The following is a 20,505-nucleotide window of genomic DNA, read 5'->3' on the forward strand; positions in this document are numbered from 1 at the left end:
CGGCCTCGGTGACCCCCTACTGAGGTACTACGGAGTGACCGCGTCCGACGGTGTACCGGCCTGCGGTACGAAGGCCAGCGCGTCCCAGGCGATCGCCGCGTCGCCCGTGCCGTCGGCCGTGGCCGAGCCGAGGGAGACGCTGGGGGTACCCCGGAAGTCGTACGACCCCAGGGAGAGCCAGGTGTTCTTGCCGCCGGTGTCCTGCGAGACCGTCTTCTCCAGGACCGTGCCGTCACCGAGGTCGATGCGGTAGGTCGCCGAGGGGGTGTCGGCCTGGTGGTCGGGCAGGTGGACCATGACCCGGGCCCAGCCCTTGAGGGTGCGGTCGGGGGTCCAGGTGCCGGTGACGACCGAGTCCGTGAAGGTCGGCACCCGGGTGTGGGTGAGCCAGAAGTGCCCGCCGAACCCGGCCCCGAGCTGATGGAAGTCGATCTTCGAGGGGTAGACCGTCGTCCCGTTCTGCACGGCCGAGCCGAAGGTGAACGTCAGCGTGCCTCGGCTGACCCAATTCCGCTGCCCCGCACAGGGGTTGGTGGACCCGACGCGGAACTTCACGGTGTTCGGGACGTCGTCGACGATCAGTGCGTTCGGCGGCAGGGTGGAGGTGCAGGCCGCCGGGTGGACGGGCGTGACCTTCGGCTCCGGGTCGGTCGTCTCATACTTGAGTACCTCGGTACCACAGGTCTTCGCGCAGTCGGTCCAGGTCACCGGCTTGTTCCACCAGCACTTGAAGTCGTCGCGCTGGCAGGGTCCCACCGGCTGGGTGGAGCCGGGCACCTGGTGCGGTTTGCCGGTGTCGCAGTCGTTGCCGTCCGGGGTGCAGAACGTGTCGTGCGGCGGCTGCGCGTCCGGCGCGTTGCCGGTCGGCCACGAGCCGACGGTGAACGCGGGGGCGGGCTTGCCGGTCTCCGGGTCGTTCTTCTGCAGGGAGTACGCCGCCCAGCCCATCACCCTTTCGGGGTAGGTCCACAGGTTGGGGGTACGCGAGTCCCCGTACCCGGAGGAGAGGAACATCTTCCGGTCCGCCGGGTAGAGGCCGTTGGCCGGGTTGTTGAACCAGCCGACGCCCCAGGGTGCCGAACTGTCCGTCGTACTGGGCAGGTTGAAGCCGCTGTTGTACGCCCAGAGCGCGAACCACCAGTTCTCCAGGTACTGCGGGTCGCCGCCGTTGGCGAGTACGCCCTTGTCGTGGAGCTGGTTCCACTTGTCCTGGAGGATGCGCAGCCCGGCCGCGATGTTCGCCGCGTAGTCGACGGTGATCGCCTTCTGCTGCTCGGCGGTGTAGTCGGTCTGCGTCTTCGCCATGCCGCTGGTGACCTGCGCGATGCCGTAACCGCAGTCCGCACCGGCCCAGTTGATGGTGTGGACGCTGCCGGCGTTGCCGTAGTAACCGCCCTGCGTGAAGTTGCCGCTCTCCCCCGCGGACGCCCTCGGCGTCGCCTGCACCAGGTTGGACTCCTGCGCGAGGACGCCGAGCATGATCTGCGCGGGAACCCGTCCGCCGCCCTTGAGCTGGAGCGGCGGGAACATGCCCTGCGGGGTGTACGACGCGAGGTCGGTGCCGTTCCAGCCCTTGCGGCGCCGCACGTCGAGCTTGCCCTGGACGGCGAGGTCGGTGGCCCACTCGGCCATCGCCGGGGAGGGCTGGAGGGACTGGAGGCCCGGGTCGTTGCGGGTGACCGCGCAGGCGCGGTCGGGGTCGGTCGTGGTGTGGGCGGGGTCGTCGGCCGGGGGCTGTACGCCGGACTCGGTGCCCACGGGCTCCGTGCGGACGCTGTCGGTGTGCACACCGGCGTCCGAACTCGCCTTGCCCGCACCGGACTTGCCGCCGCCGAGCGCCGGTGACCGTGCCAGCCCCTGCGCCGTCTCGAGCGCGTCGGGCTGCACGCGGAACGCGAAGTCGGCGCCGGTGCCGGTCGCGAGGGCGTCGATGCCGACAGGCTGCGCAGTCCCGGCGTCCGCGACCGCACCCGGTTTGGCACCCGCCGCTTCCGTGCCGCTGCCGACGCCGGTCAGGGCGAGGGCGCCCTTCGTGGACACCTCGGCGAAGGCGGGTACGCCGTCCAGGGTCCGCCAACTCTTCGGCAGATCGGCGTTCTTGAGCTTCTCTCCGGCGTCGGCGCCGGTGACGAAGACCTGTCCGCCGGTCCCGTGCACCGCGAGGCTGCCGAGCGCGCCCGAACCGAGCACGTGGTCGGTTCCGTCGGCCGTCACCCGGCGGACCTGAACTGCCGTGTCCCCGGAGGGCACTTGGTAGGCGAGACCGGTCTGTGCGTCCGGCACGAGCCGGAACGGCCTGCCGCCGGCCCGGGTGAGCGTACGGACGTCGCCCTTGCCGTTCACGGAGACGACAGAGTCGCCGGACGAGGCGGCGATCCCGTTCCCGAAGGGCACGGCCGAGGTCAACTGCCCTGCCACGGACTGCTGTCGGATGATCCTGCCCTGTCCGGCGTCGACGGTCAGCAGTCGGGTGTCGTCGCCCTGCGGCCGGGTCAGTACGGCCTGTTCGCCGTCGCCGCAGCCGGGGTTGAAGTAGGCGAGGGAGACCAGTTCGGGAAGCTTGGTCACCGCGCCGTCGGTCAGGTCGACCACGGCGGCGAACGCGCCTTCCTGGAAGCCCTGTTGGTCGTTGGCTGCCTGGCGGGGCGCGTAGACGACGACCGCCTTGTCGCCCGAACCGGTCACGCAGGTCTGCCCGATCCACTGGTCGGTGTCGACGCCGGGCTCGGAGAGGGTGGCGGCGGTACGCCAGGCGTAGGCGTGCGCGGAGTCGGCGACGAGGACGTGGAAGCCGGTCGCGTCGCCGTCGTAGGTCACCATCCGGTCCCCCGACTTCCGCCAGTTCGACGGGAGTTGGGACGTGTCGGTGACGCGGTCCGGCGGGGCGGCGCCGTCGGGCGACGACGGTCCGCTCAGTGTCGCCGAGGCGAGGGGGGCGACGATCGCCGTGGCGAGCACGGACATCACCCCGGCCGCCGCCATCCGCCCCCGCCTGCTTTTCGGCACCCGCCAGCGGTGCCTTCCTCCTGTGTTCTCACGAAAGACGCGCAAGGGTATTCCGTTTCCGTCCAGATGCGTCGCGCGCATCGGCGAAGGTCTGGTGGCCGCACAGCACTTGGGCCGGGGCCGATGAAACGGAAGTTATCAGTCCACTATGACCGGATCGGGCCGGCGATCGCTGTACCGATCGGTATCCACGAAACATCCACGCGCCGGAAGGAATCCGCCCGGAAACCCTGAACAAGCCGTATACCTAAGCCCCTTGCACCGGTTCACCCCTCGAAGCGGTACCCCATCCCCGGCTCGGTGATCAGGAAGCGGGGGTGGGACGGGTCCGTCTCCAGTTTCCGGCGGAGCTGCGCCATGTAGACGCGCAGGTAGTTGGTCTTGTTGCCCCGGGTGATCCCCCACACCTCCTGGAGGAGGTACTTCTGGGTGACGAGGCGGCCGGGGTGGGTGACGAGGATCTCCAGGAGGTGCCACTCGGTCGGCGTAAGCCTTACGTCCTGGCCCGCGCGTACGACCTTCTTGGCGAGGAGGTCGATGGTGAAGGCGTCCGTCTCCACCCGGCTGGACTCGGGAGCCAGGGGCGTCTCCTCCGTACGGCGGACGGCGGCCCGCAGGCGGGCGAGCAACTCGTCCATGCTGAACGGCTTGATGACGTAGTCGTCCGCCCCCGCGTCGAGCGCCGCCACCTTGTCCTCGGACGCCTGCCGGGCCGAGAGGACCATGACCGGGACACGGGTCCACAGGCGCAGCGCCCTGATGACCTCGACGCCGTCCATGTCCGGCAGGCCGAGGTCCAGCAGGACGACGTCCGGCGGGCGGGCGGCGGCGAGGCGCAGGGCCGTCGTACCGTCGGGGGCGGCGTCGACGTCGTAGCGCCGTGCCTGAAGGTTGATCACGAGGGCTCGGACGAGCTGCGGGTCGTCCTCGACCACCAGCACCCGCGTCATCTCAGTGCGCCTTCCTCACTGTCGGGCCACAAGTGCCTTGAGAGCGATGTTGAGTTGGAGGACATTGACCCGAGGGTCGCCGATGAAGCCGAGGGTGCGGCCCTCGGTGTGGTCGTCGACCAGCTTCTCGACCGCCGCGACCGACAGGTGGTTGTTCAACGCCACGCGGTGGACCTGGAGTTGGGCGTAGGCCGGGGAGATGTCGGGGTCGAGGCCGGAGCCGGACGAGGTGACCGCGTCGGCGGGTACGTCCGACGGCTTCACCGGGTAGCCGGGTACGGAGTTGTCCTTGACGACCTTCGCCTTGGCGTCGTCGACCTGCTTGATCAGCGTCTTGCTGTCGGCGGACAGGTTCGTCGCCCCCGAAAGCAGCAGCTTGTACCGGGTGTTGACCGAGTTCGCGCCGAGGCCGTTCGCGGGCCGCCCCTGGAAGTAGCCGAGGCTGTAGCCCTGTTGGCCGATGAGGGCCGAACCGACCACTTTTCCTTGGGACTTGACCTCGGAGCCGTTCGCCTTGCCGTGGAAGGCGGCCTGGGCGATCCCCGTCACCACGAGCGGGTAGATCACGCCGGTCACCAGGGTCAGCACAAGCAGTGCCCGCAGACCCGCGACCAGCAACCGGGCTGTATTGGTAAGGGAGTTGTTCATGGCGGTCAGCCGATCCCAGGGATGAGGGAGATGAGGAGGTCGATGAGTTTGATGCCGATGAACGGCGCGATCAGCCCGCCGAGTCCGTAGACCGTGAGGTTGCGGCGCAGCAACTTGTCGGCGCTGACGGGCCGGTAGCGCACCCCCTTCAGGGAGAGGGGCACGAGCGCGATGATGATCAGCGCGTTGAAGATGACGGCGGACAGGATCGCGGAGTCCGGCGAGGCCAGGTCCATGATGTTGAGCTTGTCCAGGCCCGGGTAGACGGCCGCGAACAACGCCGGGATGATCGCGAAGTACTTCGCGACGTCGTTGGCGATCGAGAACGTCGTCAACGCGCCCCGGGTGATGAGGAGTTGCTTGCCGATCTCGACGATCTCGATCAGCTTGGTCGGGTCGGAGTCGAGGTCGACCATGTTGCCGGCCTCTTTCGCGGCCGACGTACCGGTGTTCATCGCGACGCCGACGTCGGCCTGTGCGAGCGCGGGGGCGTCGTTGGTGCCGTCGCCGGTCATGGCGACCAGCTTGCCGCCCGCCTGCTCCCGTTTGATCAGCGCCATCTTGTCCTCGGGCGTGGCCTCGGCGAGGAAGTCGTCGACGCCGGCCTCCTCCGCGATCGCCTTGGCGGTCAGCGGGTTGTCACCCGTGATCATCACCGTACGGATGCCCATCCGGCGCAGTTCCTCGAACCGCTCCCGCATGCCGTCCTTGACGACGTCCTTGAGGTGGATGACGCCCAACACCCGTGCCCCGTCGGTGTCTTCGACGGCGACCAGCAACGGGGTGCCGCCGGCCTGGGAGATGTGGTCGGTCAACTCCTGGGCGTCGGCGGCGATGTCACCGCCCTGTTCGCGAACCCAGGCCACGACGGAGGCCGTTGCCCCCTTGCGGACCTTTCGGCCGTCCAGGTCGACGCCCGACATGCGGGTCTGGGCCGTGAAGGCGATCCACTCGGCGTGGCTCAACTCCCCTTCGTGGCGCTCCCGCAGCCCGTACTTCTCCTTCGCGAGGACGACGATGGAGCGGCCCTCGGGGGTCTCGTCGGCCAGCGACGACAGCTGCGCGGCGTCGGCGACCTCGGCCTCGGTCGTACCGCGCACGGGCACGAACTCGGCCGCCCTGCGGTTGCCGTAGGTGATGGTGCCGGTCTTGTCGAGCAGCAGTGTGGAGACGTCCCCGGCGGCCTCAACTGCCCTGCCGGACATGGCGAGTACGTTGCGCTGGACGAGCCGGTCCATGCCCGCGATGCCGATCGCGGAGAGCAGCGCGCCGATTGTGGTCGGGATGAGGCAGACCAGGAGCGCGACCAGGACGACCATCGTCAGGTGGGTGCCCGCGTAGGTGGCGAACGGCGGGAGCGTGGCGCAGGCGAGCAGGAAGACGATCGTCAGCGAGGCGAGCAGGATGTTCAGCGCGATCTCGTTGGGCGTCTTCTGCCGGGCCGCGCCCTCGACGAGGTTGATCATCCGGTCGATGAAGGTCTCGCCGGGCTTCGTCGTGATCTTGATGACGATGCGGTCGGAGAGGACCTTCGTCCCGCCGGTCACGGCGGAGCGGTCACCGCCCGACTCCCGGATGACGGGGGCCGATTCACCGGTGATCGCCGACTCGTCGACCGAGGCGACGCCTTCGACGACGTCGCCGTCACCGGGGATGACGTCGCCCGCCTCGCAGACGACGAGATCCCCGATCTTCAGTTCCGTGCCCGGGACTTCGGTCCCGTCGACCTTGCGCGCGACCGTGTCGGTCTTGGCCTTGCGCAGCGTGTCCGCCTGCGCCTTGCCGCGTCCTTCGGCGACCGCCTCCGCGAGGTTGGCGAAGACGACGGTCAGCCACAGCCAGGCGCTGATCGTCCAACCGAACCAGTCCGTGGGGTCCTTGAAGGAGAAGGCGGTCGTCAGCACCGACCCGATCCACACCACGAACATCACGGGCGACTTGACCATCACCCGCGGATCGAGCTTGCGGACCGCCTCGGGAACCGACTTCAGCAGCTGCTTCGGGTCGAACAGCCCGGCGCCCACGCGGTTTTGGGCGGAGTCCCGTCCGGTCGGGGCGTCCTGGTGGGGTGCGAGGGTGGGAGTGGACATCGCGTCCTCTTGATCCTTCGTACGAGTCGTCATGACGCCAGCCCCTCCGCCAGCGGTCCCAGCGCCAGCGCCGGGAAGTAGGTCAGCCCCGTGATGATGAGGATCGCGCCGACCAACAGGCCGGTGAACAAGGGCTTTTCGGTGCGCAGCGTGCCCGCGGTGACCGGCACGGGACGCTGTTCGGCGAGCGAGCCGGCCAGTGCCAGCACGAACACCATCGGCAGGAACCGCCCAAGTGCCATGGCCAGCGCGGTCGTTGTGTTGTACCAGTCGGTGTTGGCGTTGAGTCCGGCGAACGCGGAGCCGTTGTTGTTCGCGGCCGAGGTGAACGCGTACAGCACCTCGGAGAAGCCGTGCGCACCGGAGTTGAGCATCGAGTGCGGCGGCGTCGACATCGCCATCGACACGGCCGTGAACACCAGGGCCAGCGCCGGGGTGATGAGGATGTAGCAGGCGGCGAGCTTGATCTCGCGGGCGCCGATCTTCTTGCCCAGGTACTCGGGGGTGCGGCCGACCATGAGGCCCGCGATGAACACCGCGATGATCGCCATGACGAGCATGCCGTAGAGGCCGGAGCCGGTGCCGCCGGGCGCGATCTCGCCCAGCATCATGCCCAGCATCGCGATGCCGCCGCCGAGGCCGGTGAAGGACGAGTGGAAGGAGTCCACCGCGCCGGTCGAGGTGAGCGTCGTCGACACCGCGAAGATGGACGATCCGCCGACCCCGAAGCGCACTTCTTTGCCTTCCAGCGCGCCGCCCGCAGCCGTCAACGCCGGTCCGTGGTGGGCGAATTCGGTCCACATCATCAGCGCGGCGAAGCCGACCCAGATGACGCCCATCGTCGCGAGGATCGCGTAGCCCTGCTTCACCGAGCCGACCATGACGCCGAACGTCCGGGTCAGCGAGAACGGGATGACGAGGATCAGGAAGATCTCGAAGAGGTTGGTGAACGGCGTCGGATTCTCGAACGGGTGCGCCGAGTTGGCGTTGAAGTAGCCGCCGCCGTTGGTGCCGAGTTCCTTGATGGCCTCCTGCGAGGCGACCGCGCCGCCGTTCCACTGCTGCGAACTCCCCATGAACTGACCGACTTCATGGATGCCGGAGAAGTTCTGGATCACGCCGCAGGCGACGAGGACGATCGCCGCGATCGCCGCGCCGGGCAGCAGGATGCGGGTGACACCGCGCACCAAGTCGGCCCAGAAGTTGCCGAGTTCACCGGTGCGCGAGCGGGCGAAGCCGCGTACGAGGGCGACCGCGACCGCGATGCCGACGGCCGCGGAGACGAAGTTCTGCACGGCGAGGCCGGCCGTCTGGACGACGTGGCCCATGGTCTGTTCGCCGTAGTACGACTGCCAGTTGGTGTTCGTCACGAACGACACGGCCGTGTTGAACGACTGCGCCGGGTTCACCGAGTCGAAGCCCAGCGAGCCGGGGAGGATGCCCTGGAGGCGCTGCAACAGGTACAGGAACAGCACGCCGACGGCCGAGAAGGCGAGCACTCCGCGCAGGTACGCGGGCCAGGTCATCTCCGTGTCGGGGTTCGCGCCGATGCCCTTGTAGATCCACTTCTCGACGCGCAGGTGCTTGTCGGTGGAGTAGACCCGGGCCATGTAGTTGCCGAGGGGGACGTAGGCGAGTGCCAACGCGCCTATGAGTGCGAGGAGTTGCAGAACCCCCGCGAGTACGGGACCCATGGGGCTCTCAGAACCTCTCCGGGAAGATCAGGGCGAGGACGAGATAGCCCAGCAGGGCGACGGCCACGATCAGGCCGACGACGTTCTCGACGGTCACAGCTTCGCCACCCCCTTGGCGGCGAGAGCCACCAGCGCGAACACCGCGACCGTGGTGACGACGAAGGCCAGATCGGCCATCGCGAGCTCCTGAAAAGGATCGAATGCATCCGCAAGCGGATCGGACGCTTTCGAGCAAACCTCCCGGGGCGGCTGTTTCCGACCCCTCTTGACGGGTCCCATACGGCGCGGGACGGCCCTTTGACGGGTCCCTTACGGGGTAACCCTGGAGGGGGACGGGCGGCGTCCCTCTCCAGGGTTAATACAGGTCACCCCCGCGCGGCCCGCAGCAGCTCCGCCGCCTCCTCGGCCACCCCCGGCGCCGCCAGCAGCAGCGGTGTGTCGTACCCGGGCAGCTCCGGCAGGGCCACCGCGCCGGCCTCGGTCGCGATCAGCAGGGCGGGGAGGCCGTCGATCGGGTGGAACTCGCCGATCGCGGCGGCGCTCGCGCGGCCCGCAGCGACCTGGACCAGGGAGAGGGCGGTGGACCCCATCACGCGGACCGTGCAGTGCCGCTCGGCGAGCGCCGCGAGCAGCGCGTCGAGGCCGGTCCAGTGCCGGTGCGCGGCCCACTCGGTCATGAAGACGTGGCCCGTGAGGGTCGTATACGGGTCGGCCTTCAGAGGTACGCCGTTCAGGTGAGCGCCCCGGCCCTTGAGCGCGGTGAAGACCTCGCCCCGCCACGGGTCGGCCACCACGCCGAGCAGCGGGCTGCCGTCGGGCGCGGCGAGGCCCAGGGAGAAGGAGCACCAGCCGATGCCGTGCGCGTAGTTCGTGGTGCCGTCGATGGGGTCGATCAGCCAGTGCGGCGCGTCGGGGACGCCGTCCGTGGTCCCGTACTCCTCGCCGACGATCCCGTACGACGGGAACGCGCGGGTGAGGACCTCGCGGACGTGCGCCTCCACCTCCTCGTCACGGTCGGTGACGATGTCCGCCGGGCCGTCCTTCTGGCGTACCTCCGAAGGACGAGGCCGGCGGATCACCTCCGACGCCCAGTACGCCAGCTCCTGTGCGACCTCCATCGCCGCGTCGAGGTCCACCTCGTCACGCACAGCTCTTCACCACGCCTTCCACGTCGTTGCTGATGATCGCGTCCACGCCCCAGGAGATCAGTTCTTCCCGCCGGGCGGCGTCGTCCACCGTCCAGCAGCTCACCTTGATGCCCCGGGTATGCCATACCCGTACCTCTTCGGAGCTCAGGAACCGGTGCTCGGGGTTGTAGTACTGAGGGCGTACGGCGGTGAGGACCGGCTCGGCCGGGGGTTCGGCGCCGTACCAGCTGAGGAAGAGGGTGATGCGGTCGTCCCGGGCCCGGACGGCGGCCATCGCCTCGGCCGAGCCGCAGAACATGGCGTCCGTTCCGCCGATCTCGGCGAGGGCGGCGACCGCCAGCGCGGGGTCACCGGTGTCGAGGAGCAGCGGGCGGTCGGCGGTCTCCAGGGCCTCGGCGAGGGTGGGGACCTCGGGGGCGAGGGCGTGCAGCTCGGGGAGAGTGAGGTCGGCGATGCGCTCCGGGCGGCCCCAGAGGCGGCTGAGGTCGTCGTCGTGATGGAGGACGAGTACGCCGTCGGTGGTACGTCTCAGGTCCACCTCGATCGCGCCGGCCCCGGCGGCTCCCGCGAGCCGGATCGCCGCGAGGGTGTTCTCGACGGCGCCCCGGGGGTCGCCCCGATGGGCGACGGCGAGCGCGCTCACGCGGCGGCGCCCTGCGCGTCGTACGAGAGGGCCCGCCCGGCGGTCACCCGTACCCGCTCCCCCACCCCGGGCGTACCCCCTGTGAGGTACGACCTGAGAGCTACCCCTCCGGTATCCAGCCTCAGGACCACCTCGGTGAAGTGGCCCCTGGGAAGTACCCGGCTGACTACCGCGGGGGTACCGTCCTGCGCCCCCATCCGGATCTCCTCCGGCCGGATGCCGACCGTCCTGCCCGGCCCGGCGGGGCCCACCAGCTCGGTGCAGCGCAGGAGTTCCGTACCGTCGGCGTGGCGCAGAACGCCCTGGTCGGCGGTGACCTCATCGAGCCGGTTGAGGCTGCCGACGAACTCCGCGGTGAAGAGGGTCGCCGGTGTGCGGTACAGGTCGTCGGGTGCGGCGTACTGCTCGATGCGGCCCGCGTTCATGACGGCGATGCGGTCGGCGACGCTGAGGGCCTCGTCCTGGTCGTGGGTGACGAACAGGGTGGTGATGCCGAGGCGTTGCTGGATGTCGCGGATCTCCTCCCGGACGCGCTCGCGGAGTTTGGCGTCCAGGTTGGACAACGGCTCGTCCAGCAGCAGAAGTTGAGGCTGGAGTGCCAACGCCCTTGCCAGCGCGGTGCGTTGCTGTTCGCCGCCGGAGATGCGGGCCGGGTAGCTGTCGGCGTGGTGGGTGAGGCCGACCAGGTCGAGGGCCTCGGCGACGCGCCGTTTCGCCTCGTCCTTGGGGACCTTGTGCATCTTGAGGCCGAAGCCGACGTTGCCCGCGACGGTCATGTGCGGCCAGAGGGCGTAGTTCTGGAACACCATGGCGGTGGGCCGCCGTTCGGGCGGGACGGCCGCGTAGTCGGTGCCGCCGATCTCGACCCGGCCGGAGTCGGGGGCCAGAAATCCCGCCGCCATACGGAGAGTTGTGGTCTTCCCGCAGCCCGAGGGGCCGAGCAGACAGACCATCTCGCCGGGTTCCACCCGCAGTTCGAGGCCGTCGACGATCGTCCGGCCACCGAGCGTCTTGGTGAGACCGGCCAGAACCAGCCCTGAATTCATCGCAGTTGGAACCCTTCGGCGAGATGGCCGCCCATGATGTGCCGGCGTACGCCGAACAGCAGGACCACGGACGGGATGGACAGCAGGAGCGAGAAGACGGCCGCGACGCCCTCGGGGTAGTTGGTGACCATGCTGTACATGGCGGTCGGCATGGTCAGGTAGACCGGGGCGCCGACGAGCAGCGTGCCCTGGGCCTCGTCGAACGCGGCGAGGAAGGAGAGGATCACCGCGACGAGGATGCCGGGGCGGGCGATCGGCAGGGTCACACGCCAGAACACGGTCAGCTGCCCTGCGCCCGCGTCGCGCGCGGCCTCCTCCAGGCTGCGCGGCACCGAGGAGAACGCGGCGGCGGGCAGCCACGTCATGAAGACGACGGTGCCGAGGAGTTGGACGATGACGACGCCCCAGAACGTCGTCATCAGGTTCAGCGTGTAGAAGAGCGACGCCATCGCGACGTACAGGCCGATCTTCGGGAAGGCGTTCACCGAGAACAGCGCGACGAGGAAGAACCGGCGGCCGGGGAAGTCGAACCGGGAGAACGCGTACGCGGCGGGCAGGCAGACGACCGCCGACAGCAGCGTGGCGACCGGCGCGAAGATGAAGCTCCAGCGCACCGCCGCGACCAGGTCGGGGTTGTCGGCGACGGCCCGCCACCAGCGCAGCGTCCACTCCTGCGGGAGGAGTCCGGGGTAGCGCCAGGTGCCGGCGAAGGCGTGCGGGAAGAGCCACAGCAGCGGGCCGAGGATGAAGAGGGCCAGGAGCCCAACTCCCAGGCCGGTAAGGGCTTTTCGGAGGATGCGTACGGTCATCGCGTCGCCGCCGCCTTCCTGGCCTCGCGGACGTTGGCCCGGACGTACGCCACCCCCACCAGCGAGGCCAGCGCGAACACGACGACCGCCATCACCAGGGACTGCTGAGGCTGGTTGTAGGACTGGAAGGTGTTCGCGAGCTGCACCCCGAGCATCGTCGGCGCCGTAGGACCTACGAGGTAGGGGACGGTGTAGCTCCCGAGTACGGAGATGGTGGTGAACGCGGCGGTGATCACGGCCGGTACGCCCGCCATCGGCAGCAGTACCCGGAGTACTACCTGGGTACGACCCGCCCCCGCGTCCTGGGCCGCCTCGATCAGGGCGTCCGGTACGGCGGCCAGCCCCGACGACAGCACGAGGACCGCGAAGGGGAGGTTGGTCCACACCTGGCCGATCACCACGCCCCAGATCGTGTAGCTGAGGCGGGGCGCGTGGCTCCAACCCAGCGCGTGCGCAAGGGTGGTGAAGGCGCCGTCGCCCGCGTAGAAGGTGAGGATCGCGTACGAGCCGATCACCGCGGGCAGGAACAGCGGGGTGATCGCGAGGGCGCTGACGATCTTCGCGGTACGGCCGCCGGTGAGGCGCGCGTGCAGGGCGACGGTCAGCGCCAGCGCGAACACGGCGACGACGCTCAGGAGGGTGACCTCGACCGTGACCGTGAGGCTGCGCAGGAAGGGGTCGCTGGTCAGGACCTCGCGGTAGGCGCCGAGGGTGCCCCACCAGTGGTCGGCGGTGTGCTGGTGCAGGCCGATCGCGGCGATGACGGAGTTGAGGCCGCCGAAGTGGCCGAGCGTGTACAGCACGCCGGAGACGACCGGGATGCCGACGAAGAAGGCGACCAGGAGGAGCGGCGGGAGCACCAACAGGCCGCCGGGGCGCGGGCGTTGGCGTCGTACGCCGCCCGTCGGCCGGTTTGTCGCGCCGGCCGGGCCGGGGCCCGGGGTGCGATGCCCCGCACCCCTGCCCCGTACGCGTTCGGCGAGACTCACTGACCGGGGACCTTCTGCTGCCACAGGTTGTTCATGTCGTTGCCGGTCTTCCCGGAGTAGCCGGGGCGCAGCTTGGTGACGTCAACTCCCGCGAAACGGTCGGCAGTTGCCTTCGGGAGTTCGGTCAGGGGGATCACCGGGTAGGCGGCGAGGTTCTTGACGATCGCGTCCTGCTGGGCCGCTTCCAGGAAGAAGTCGGCGAGCTTCAGCGCGGCCTTCTGCTTGGTGCCGCCCTTGGGGATGCCGATGTAGGCGGCGCCGCCGGTGAAGGTCGGGGAGGAGATCTGGGTGAACTTCACGGTCGAGTCGAGCGTGTGGTTCTGGACCGCGGAGAGGTACATGTCGGACCAGACCGGCGCGATGGAGATCTGGCCCTTGGCGAGGAGGTCGAGGACGGCCTGGTTGCCGTTGGGGTAGACCCCCTTACCGTAGACGTACCCGTTTAGACCCTTGAGGTCGGAGAACCCGGCGTCCCACTTGGACTCCTGCGCGGCGTCATACCCCGTCTGGAAGGTCTTCAGGGTCGCCGCGTCGAGGTGGCGGTCGAGGGTCGTCTCGACGAACGAGCCGCCGGAACCGCCGGTGGAGGGGCTGTTGTAGGCGAACTTGCCGGGGTTTGCCCTGATCCAGGCGACCAGGTCGTCGTACGTCTTCGGCGGGGTCTTCACCTTGGTGGAGTCATACGCGAGGACTACGGAGGAGCCCCGGTAGGGGACGGCGGCGTTGTTCACCGGACCGAGCAGGCTCGGATCCACCTTGGCCAGGTTCGGCACGTTCTTCGATGACACCGTTGTCAGCAGGCCCGCTGCCGCCGCGTCCGGGGTGATCGAGGACTCGATGACGTCGTACCCGGCGTCGCGCTTCGTCTTCGAGGCGGCCTGGAGCTTGGCGAGCGTCGCGGCGTCGGCGACACCGTGCGCCGAATAGACCACTTTGACCTGATATCCGGGGTTCGCCTTCTCGAAGGCCGGGACGACGATGTCCTGCCACAGCGTCTGGATGTTCGTGTCCCCGCCGACGTACGCGGTGAGGTGGTGGTCCGAGCCACCGCTCGCCGAGGCCGACGAACAGGCCGAGGCGGCGAGGGCGAGCCCACCGGCACACAGCACGGCGACGGCCGTGCGCGTGGAGCGGGCGGATATCCGGTGAGGCATGGTGGGGCTCCGGGCAATCGATACGGAAGGGGGCGTTCCGCACGATAAGCACCGCGCTCGGGCGGGCACAGGAACCTCTCGGTGAACCCGGAGTGACGCCCAATGGGCGACTTTCCGCCGATTTACCCCCCTGTTACCCGAGCCTCACCGAACCCTTCACCGAGACCCCGAACGCCCACAGTGGCCGGTACTGCCCCCACCACGAGCCATACAGGGAGCGATACCGGCCACTGGAGGACCTTCAGCTCGGGCCGACCCCACCCCCGCCACTGAAGTACACATAGAAGGCCAGGCAGGTAAGAGCAAAGCCGAGGAGGCCGGAATGGACGTTCTTCACTCGCATCCCTTGCGTTCGCAAACTGAACATAACCAAGCGCGACGGGACGCCCCCGGAGCAGCGCCGCACCCGTAACCAGGCATCACTGTACCTCTGCCATCAGGGAGCGCACACACCAAACACCCCAGCACCCCCAGGATGTTCAACTAGTGAAGGGAGCAACCCCGATCCGCTAAGAACGCCCACCCATCCCACGCGGCAACCCAGCCAACCGGGTCAACGCACGCTCGACCTGAGCCTCTTCAGCCGACGCCCCAATTCGCCTGAAAATGGACACACTCTGCCTCAGATGAGCCATCGCCTGCTCAATCTGCCCAACCTCTTCCTCAGCCCTCGCCAGATCGTGCAGAACCTCCGCCTCCTCGCCCGCCGCGTGAATTCCACGAGCCACGTCAAGGGCGGCGAGATGCCTCGGCAACGCCTGTTGCGCTTGACCGGCAGCCCGATACGCCGTGCCGATACGGTTGAGCGCGATGGCCTCGGTCCGCCGGTCCCCCACCTCGCGCAGAACCGGCAAGACGCTCTCCAGAAGCGACAGAGAATCATCCGGCCTGCCCAGCTCGCTCAACACCCCGGCCCAATTCATTTTGATCGCGGCCTGCTCCCTCTTCCCACCCCAGGATTCCGCGATTTTCAGCGCTTCCGAGTAAAACCGCTCAGCCGCTTCAGGCTCCCCCGACTTTCTCCGTAACTCGGCCAAATTATTCAACGCACTGAACCTGCCCCGTTCACTTCCCAGCGCGGAAAAACGACGGAGGGCATCCTGAAATAATCTCGACGCATCGCCGTACTCCCCCATATGGAGATGCGTTATACCCAGCATGTTGACACTTCGCGCAACCTGTAACTCATCGCCTGTTTGCAACAGAAAAGAAAGAGTCCGTTCCTGAAGATCGCGAACCACCGAGTACTGCCCGGTCTGCCACAACGGGATCGACAGCTGGTGGACGCACTCGGCCTCCAGCCCCGGGTCCCCGACCTCGCGGGTGATCTCCAGCGCCTCCCGGAAGGCCGCGACGGCTTCCTCGTAGCGCGACCCATGGCACTGCATGGTGCCGAGGTCAAGCAGGGCACGAGCCTGGGACGCGGGGTCACCCACGGCATTCCAGTGCTCGACGGCTCGCCGCAGGAGCGGATCGGCCATGACGAGATGACACCCTTCATGGTCCAAGAAACCGGCCAACACATGCACACAGACAGCTAGTTGACCATCGGACCCGTTCCTTGTCAGCCACTCCAGCACGTTCAGCAGGTTCGCACTCTCGGCGAGAAACCACCGTTCCGCCGCATGCGCATCCCGCATTTCCGGCCACGACACCCCTGAGAAACCCCCAGCGGGAACGGACATGCGAGAGCGGTACGGATAGGCCAACCGGTCGGCATGATCAGCGGCACCGAGGTAAAAATCGACCATGCGCCCGATCGCGAGCCGGGAATCTCCGTCACCTGCCGGATCGCCATTTCCGATCAACGATCGGGCATACCCGCGCACAAGGTCGTGCATGGTGAACCTATGGGGAGAAGGCTCCGAAATAAGGTGATGTGTATAGAGGTCATCCAGCACCCTCTCGACCGCGTCGACGGACATCCCGGCAAGCGCCGCCACCGCGTGCACCCCGAACTCCACCCCGAAGTGCAGCCCGATCCGCCGGAAGACGAGTTGCTGTTCGGCGTCCAACTCCCGGTAGCACAGGGCGAAGACAGGGGCCATCGCCCGGTCCCCGTCCCGTAACGCGGCCAACTGTCCACTGCCGTCCGTGAGTTGACTCAGCAGATCCGCCGTGGACCAGGACGGCCGAGCGAGCAGGCGGCTGGCGGCGATCTCGACGGCCAGCGGCAAATAGCCGCATATACGGACGATTTCAGCGACCTCCGACTCGGAGGTGCGCGCCCGCACCCCCAGCCGCTGCACGAACAGCGCCACCGCGTCGTCCGGCGGAAGCACGTCGAGCGAGACGGGCCGTACCCCCGGCAGACCGACCAGCCGACGCCGGCTGGTGACGACGACCGCGGTCGGGGAGTGCCCGGGAAGCAGCGGGCGGACCTGGTCGGACCCGCTCGCGTCGTCGAGGATGACGAGCATGCGCCGGTCCCGCGTGACGGAGTGCCATAACTCCGTCAACTCGTCGAGTCCGCTGGGTAATCGACTGCTGTCCATACCGGCCAGCCGCAGCAGTTCGGTGAGCGCGCGCACCGGAGTCAGGGCGGTCCGGTCGGACGCGTGGCCGCCGAGGTGGAGGAAGAGGAGCCCCGCAGGGAAGCGGCCCCGCAGGACATGTCCGGCGTGGACAGCGAGGCAGGTCTTTCCGACTCCTCCCATACCGTCGATCGCCTCGACGGTGACGACCGCGGCGGAGCCGTCGCCGTCGAGCAACGCCGCGGTGAGCCGCCGCAGTTCGTCGCGCCGCCCGACCCAGGGCACGTCCCGCGGCAGGTTGTCCGGCCCTTCGCCCGGGCTCCCCGGCGACGTCCCATGGGCCGAACTCCCCGACGGCACCCCGCGATTCGGCGCCCCCGACGACGCACCCGGCACCGAGGCGCCGGATGCCGCACCCCTCTCCGCGAAGCCTCCCGCCGTCGGACCCCCCGTACCCCCGGTCCGCAGCAGCGCCCTCGCCGACGCCCCCGACAGAATGCCCTGATGGACCCGGTGCAGCAGGCGGCCGGCGTCGAGCCCGATGTCGCGGACGATCTGTTGCCGGGTCCGCTGGAGCAACCGGGTCGCCTCCGCCGTACGACTGCTGCCGTACAGCGCGACGGCCGACCGCTCGGCCAGCGCCTCGTCCAGCGGGTGCTCCTCCAGGAGCGGCAGCAGCACCGGTACGGCGTCGGCGAACCGTCCGGCGCCCATGAGGATCTCGGCGCGGGTCATCGCCGCGGCGGCGACGGTCTCGGCGACGGTGGTGCGCAGGTGTTCGGCCCAGGAGCCGGCGATGCCGGCGAGCGGTTCGCCTCGCCAGAGCCCGGCAGCGCGGTCGAGCAGCCGTAGCACCGCCTCGTCGTCACCGCCGCCGGTCCGCAACGCGCGCGCCCGCTCGACGTAGTCCGTGTAGTACCGCAGATCGACCCGGTCGGGGTCGACGTCCAGCAGGTACGACCCGGTTCGGCTGACGACGGGCGGCGCCTCGCTCCCGGCGATCCCCAACGCGGCGCGGATCCGGGAGATGTGAACGTGCAGCGCTTCTCTGGCCTTGGCCGGCGGATGGTCGTCCCAGGCGCGGTGGACCAGGGTGTCCACGCTCACCGGCCGTCCCGCGTCCCAGGCGAGGGAGGCCAGGACGACCGCGGACTTCGTGGAGCCGAGTTCGGCGCAGCGGCCGGCGGCTCTCACTTCGACCGATCCCGATAGCCGAATCGTGAATTCCACCAGCGTCCTCCCGCCGGTAGGGCCTTCTGCTGGCCGGGTATTCAGAGTGTCATGGCCTTGTCATTCATGACCATATGCCCACCATATAAGTCCAGAAGTAACCGCTCTCCAGACGATTCCGTTCGCTTTCCACCTGGTGCGAGGGGCCTTCCTCGACAGACAGAGCCGAAAGGAACCGACATGCGATATCCGCAACCGGACAGACGGGAAGCGCTGTTGTCGGCCATGGTCGAGCACGGGAACGACCGGAATTCCCCGGCGTGGCGGGAGCTCGCGCAGCTCGTCGACGCCGCGCGCCGGACGGACACAGCGCTCGCCCGGCTCTGGCCACCCGCTCCGGCTCAGTACGCGGTCACCGCCGAGGCGTTGGACCTGCTCGCCGCGCGCGACACAGCGACGGACGACGCCGTCATGGCGTGGTTACGACGTCACGCCTCGGCACGGAGCGATCAACAGCCCACTCCTGAACCCGAGTTGCCGGGCCACACCGCCAACGTCATCGGCGGGAACTCTGTGCTCCACGGCCCCAGCGTGCAGGCTCGCGACATCCACGGCGGCGTCCACTTCCACGCGCCGTCCGAACCGCCTCGCCCTCCCGTACCCCGCCAACTCCCCCCGGCTCACGCCAGGTTCGTCGACCGGGAGAGCGACCGGCAGGCACTCGACGACCTCCGCGCGGGCCATTCCGCGCAGGCGTCCCCGGTTCTCGTGATCAGCGGACTGGCCGGGGTCGGCAAGACGACCCTCGCCACCCACTGGCTGCACGAGCACGCCGCGTCCTTCCCCGACGGTCAGCTCTACGCCGACCTGGGTGGCGAGGACGGCCCCAGGTCCCCCGCGACGGTCCTGGAGGCGTTCCTGATCGCGCTCGGTGCACCGTCGGTACCGGCCGACACAGCCCAACGCGCCGCGCTGTGGCGAACGTTGACCTCGGGACTGCGGCTGGCCATCCTGCTGGACAACGCGTTCTCCGCCGCGCAGGTACGGCCGTTGCTGCTCGGCACATCGACGGGCCTGACGGTGGTGACGAGCCGCAGCGGCCTCACCGGACTCCGGGTCGACGGAGCGTTCGTGCATCAACTCGACGGCCTGTCACCGGAGTCGGCCGTCGAGCTGCTCGCCGTCGGCGGCGGGGAGCGGGTCGCGGCGGACCCCTCCGCCGCTCACGACGTGATCGAGTTGTGCGGTCGGCTGCCGCTGACCGTCTCCCTCGCGTCGGCCCAACTCGCGGTCCGCCCGCACCAGTCCGTGTCGGCTCTCGCCGGCAGCCTGTCGCGGGGACGAGGGGTGCTGGACATGCTGCGGGTCGACGGGGAGGCCGTCATGCGGACGGCTCTCGACCTGTCGTACGGCCTTCTGCCCGGCGAATCCGCCGTCCTCTACCGGCGGATGGGTCTGCTGCCTGCCGACGTGCACGACCTGTTCATGCTGGCCGCGGTCACGGACACCGGCCCGTACACGGTCGACGAGCACATCCACCTGCTCGTCGAGTCGAACCTCCTCCAGGAGACCGGCCCCACGACGTACCGCTTCCACGATCTGGTCCGCTCGCACGCCCGCGCAGTGGGTGAGGAGCGGGAGGAACCACCCGGTCGGGAACACACCTTGAGCCGGTTCGTGGACTGGTGTCTGGCCACCTCGGCCGCGGCGGAGGACATCCTCGTGCCCCGGCACCGGCTGCCGGGTCACGACGGACCGCTGGAGGCCGCCGAACCCACCCCGCTCGACGGTCCCACCGAGGCTCTGACCTGGCTCGACACGCACCGGGACGGCCTGATGGGAGCAGTACGGCAGTGTGCGCGGGCGGGTTGGGACACGCGATGCTGGCGCCTGGTCGATGTCCTTTGGCCCCTTTTCCTATGATTTCGCCCGACCGGGATGTGGATCGAAGCTCATCGGCTCGGCCTCGACGCGGCCCGCCGCGACGGCGCGCGGGACGGCGAGGGCCGCATGCTCACCTCCGGGGCGATCGGACTGCGCGGCGCGGGCCGGTACGCGGAGGCGGCCGAGTGGTACCGGCTGGCGCTGGAGATGGCCGTCGAGGACGGCAACGTACGGCAGCAGGCGCAGGCGGTCAGCGGCCTCGGACACATCAGTCTTCTCGACGGCCGAACCGCCGAGGCGCGCACCCACTTCGAGGAGGCCCTGCGGCTGCGGGAGGCGGCCGGTCACCGGCACAGAGTGGCACTCACCCGGCGCCGCCTCGGCGAAACCGCCTTGGCAGAAGGGGACTTCATCGATGCGATGCACCAACTACGGCTCTCCTACGATGAATTGACGGAGCTTGAGGAGTCGTACGAAGCGACCCGGGTCCAAGCGCTGCTCGGTCACGTGCTGGAGCGCTCCGGGGAGAGCACCGAGGGAACTCGGCTGTTGCAACAGGCACTTGCCGTCTTTCGGACCGGAGCCGTCAGGGCCGTGGACTGGGAGGCGCGCTGCCTCGAATGGCTCGGCCAGGCCGCCGCGTCCCAGGGGGACACGGCGGCGGCCGTCCGCCTCTACGAGAACGCCCGGGACCTCTTCGCCCGGCTGAGCCCGTCCGACGCCGAGCGCGTGGAGGCGCGCCTGCGCGACCGGTGAACCGCACGCACCGGCCGGGGGTGACAGCCGTCCGCCACCCCCGG

The 20,505-nt window shown here is 69.1% G+C and carries 16 protein-coding genes; 2 read left to right on the forward strand and 14 right to left on the reverse strand.

Translation table 11 applies throughout. From position 1 onward, the window contains the following. Window positions 1-27 precede the first annotated feature (27 nt). The 14 genes from J8M50_RS00950 to J8M50_RS01015 all read right to left on the reverse strand — a co-directional run bounded on the left by J8M50_RS00950 (window position 28) and on the right by J8M50_RS01015 (window position 17,845). Complete coding sequence (locus J8M50_RS00950) at window positions 28-3,006, reverse strand: hypothetical protein (RefSeq protein WP_223786133.1); 2,979 nt, start codon at window positions 3,004-3,006, stop codon at window positions 28-30. Window positions 3,007-3,272: 266 nt separating this feature from the next. Continuing rightward, window positions 3,273-3,956, reverse strand: a complete 684-nt coding sequence (locus tag J8M50_RS00955; RefSeq protein ID WP_010351564.1) for a response regulator — start codon at window positions 3,954-3,956, stop codon at window positions 3,273-3,275. Between the two features lie 15 nt (window positions 3,957-3,971). Then, window positions 3,972-4,604: a potassium-transporting ATPase subunit C gene (locus J8M50_RS00960; RefSeq protein WP_010351565.1), complete on the reverse strand. Its 633-nt coding sequence runs from the start codon at window positions 4,602-4,604 to the stop codon at window positions 3,972-3,974. Window positions 4,605-4,609: 5 nt separating this feature from the next. After that, complete coding sequence (kdpB, locus tag J8M50_RS00965; RefSeq protein ID WP_010351566.1) at window positions 4,610-6,727, reverse strand: potassium-transporting ATPase subunit KdpB; 2,118 nt, start codon at window positions 6,725-6,727, stop codon at window positions 4,610-4,612. Continuing rightward, window positions 6,724-8,388 (reverse strand): potassium-transporting ATPase subunit KdpA, encoded by a 1,665-nt coding sequence (gene kdpA / locus J8M50_RS00970; protein ID WP_010351567.1) that lies wholly within the window; start codon window positions 8,386-8,388, stop codon window positions 6,724-6,726. The genes kdpB and kdpA overlap by 4 nt, the downstream gene beginning before the upstream one ends. 7 nt (window positions 8,389-8,395) lie before the next feature. Then, window positions 8,396-8,485, reverse strand: a complete 90-nt coding sequence (gene kdpF, locus J8M50_RS00975) for a K(+)-transporting ATPase subunit F (RefSeq protein ID WP_010351568.1) — start codon at window positions 8,483-8,485, stop codon at window positions 8,396-8,398. After that, on the reverse strand, window positions 8,482-8,667 hold the full coding sequence (locus J8M50_RS00980; protein WP_075661388.1) for a hypothetical protein: 186 nt from the start codon (window positions 8,665-8,667) through the stop codon (window positions 8,482-8,484). Before J8M50_RS00980 ends, kdpF begins: the two co-directional genes overlap by 4 nt. An 86-nt stretch (window positions 8,668-8,753) precedes the next feature. Continuing rightward, window positions 8,754-9,536 (reverse strand): inositol monophosphatase family protein, encoded by a 783-nt coding sequence (locus J8M50_RS00985; protein WP_010351569.1) that lies wholly within the window; start codon window positions 9,534-9,536, stop codon window positions 8,754-8,756. Beyond that, window positions 9,529-10,179: a glycerophosphodiester phosphodiesterase gene (locus J8M50_RS49620; protein WP_010351570.1), complete on the reverse strand. Its 651-nt coding sequence runs from the start codon at window positions 10,177-10,179 to the stop codon at window positions 9,529-9,531. Before J8M50_RS49620 ends, J8M50_RS00985 begins: the two co-directional genes overlap by 8 nt. Beyond that, window positions 10,176-11,225: an ABC transporter ATP-binding protein gene (locus J8M50_RS00995; RefSeq protein WP_010351571.1), complete on the reverse strand. Its 1,050-nt coding sequence runs from the start codon at window positions 11,223-11,225 to the stop codon at window positions 10,176-10,178. The genes J8M50_RS49620 and J8M50_RS00995 overlap by 4 nt, the downstream gene beginning before the upstream one ends. Continuing rightward, window positions 11,222-12,034 carry an ABC transporter permease gene (locus J8M50_RS01000; protein ID WP_010351572.1) on the reverse strand — a complete coding sequence of 271 codons (813 nt, stop codon included), beginning with the start codon at window positions 12,032-12,034 and terminating at the stop codon, window positions 11,222-11,224. The genes J8M50_RS00995 and J8M50_RS01000 overlap by 4 nt, the downstream gene beginning before the upstream one ends. Next, entirely contained in the window at window positions 12,031-13,023 is a 993-nt protein-coding gene (locus tag J8M50_RS01005) for an ABC transporter permease (RefSeq protein ID WP_141655545.1), read from the reverse strand. The genes J8M50_RS01000 and J8M50_RS01005 overlap by 4 nt, the downstream gene beginning before the upstream one ends. Beyond that, window positions 13,020-14,177: an extracellular solute-binding protein gene (locus J8M50_RS01010; protein WP_010351574.1), complete on the reverse strand. Its 1,158-nt coding sequence runs from the start codon at window positions 14,175-14,177 to the stop codon at window positions 13,020-13,022. The genes J8M50_RS01005 and J8M50_RS01010 overlap by 4 nt, the downstream gene beginning before the upstream one ends. Before the next feature lie 509 nt (window positions 14,178-14,686). Further along, window positions 14,687-17,845, reverse strand: coding sequence for an AfsR/SARP family transcriptional regulator (locus tag J8M50_RS01015; RefSeq protein WP_223786134.1), 3,159 nt, complete (start codon window positions 17,843-17,845; stop codon window positions 14,687-14,689). Window positions 17,846-18,061: 216 nt separating this feature from the next. On the opposite strand from J8M50_RS01015, the gene J8M50_RS01020 reads away from it, so the two are divergent. Both J8M50_RS01020 and J8M50_RS01025 read left to right on the forward strand, forming a co-directional pair. Beyond that, entirely contained in the window at window positions 18,062-19,744 is a 1,683-nt protein-coding gene (locus J8M50_RS01020; RefSeq protein ID WP_223786135.1) for an ATP-binding protein, read from the forward strand. A 15-nt stretch (window positions 19,745-19,759) separates the two neighbouring features. Continuing rightward, complete coding sequence (locus tag J8M50_RS01025; protein WP_010351577.1) at window positions 19,760-20,461, forward strand: tetratricopeptide repeat protein; 702 nt, start codon at window positions 19,760-19,762, stop codon at window positions 20,459-20,461. The last annotated feature ends 44 nt before the right edge of the window (window positions 20,462-20,505 follow it).

Origin of the sequence: Streptomyces acidiscabies (assembly GCF_020010905.1) — a bacterium.
Taxonomy (GTDB): domain Bacteria; phylum Actinomycetota; class Actinomycetes; order Streptomycetales; family Streptomycetaceae; genus Streptomyces; species Streptomyces acidiscabies.

Coding starts and splice junctions, on each gene's coding strand:
- J8M50_RS00980 (WP_075661388.1), bottom strand. CDS start 8,667: ATGGGACCCGTCAAGAGGGGTCGGAAACAGCCGCCCCGGGAGGTTTGC.
- J8M50_RS01010 (WP_010351574.1), bottom strand. CDS start 14,177: ATGCCTCACCGGATATCCGCCCGCTCCACGCGCACGGCCGTCGCCGTG.
- J8M50_RS00960 (WP_010351565.1), bottom strand. CDS start 4,604: ATGAACAACTCCCTTACCAATACAGCCCGGTTGCTGGTCGCGGGTCTG.
- kdpB (WP_010351566.1), bottom strand. CDS start 6,727: ATGACGACTCGTACGAAGGATCAAGAGGACGCGATGTCCACTCCCACC.
- kdpA (WP_010351567.1), bottom strand. CDS start 8,388: ATGGGTCCCGTACTCGCGGGGGTTCTGCAACTCCTCGCACTCATAGGC.
- J8M50_RS01020 (WP_223786135.1), top strand. CDS start 18,062: ATGCGATATCCGCAACCGGACAGACGGGAAGCGCTGTTGTCGGCCATG.
- J8M50_RS00995 (WP_010351571.1), bottom strand. CDS start 11,225: ATGAATTCAGGGCTGGTTCTGGCCGGTCTCACCAAGACGCTCGGTGGC.
- J8M50_RS01000 (WP_010351572.1), bottom strand. CDS start 12,034: ATGACCGTACGCATCCTCCGAAAAGCCCTTACCGGCCTGGGAGTTGGG.
- J8M50_RS01025 (WP_010351577.1), top strand. CDS start 19,760: ATGTGGATCGAAGCTCATCGGCTCGGCCTCGACGCGGCCCGCCGCGAC.
- J8M50_RS00955 (WP_010351564.1), bottom strand. CDS start 3,956: ATGACGCGGGTGCTGGTGGTCGAGGACGACCCGCAGCTCGTCCGAGCC.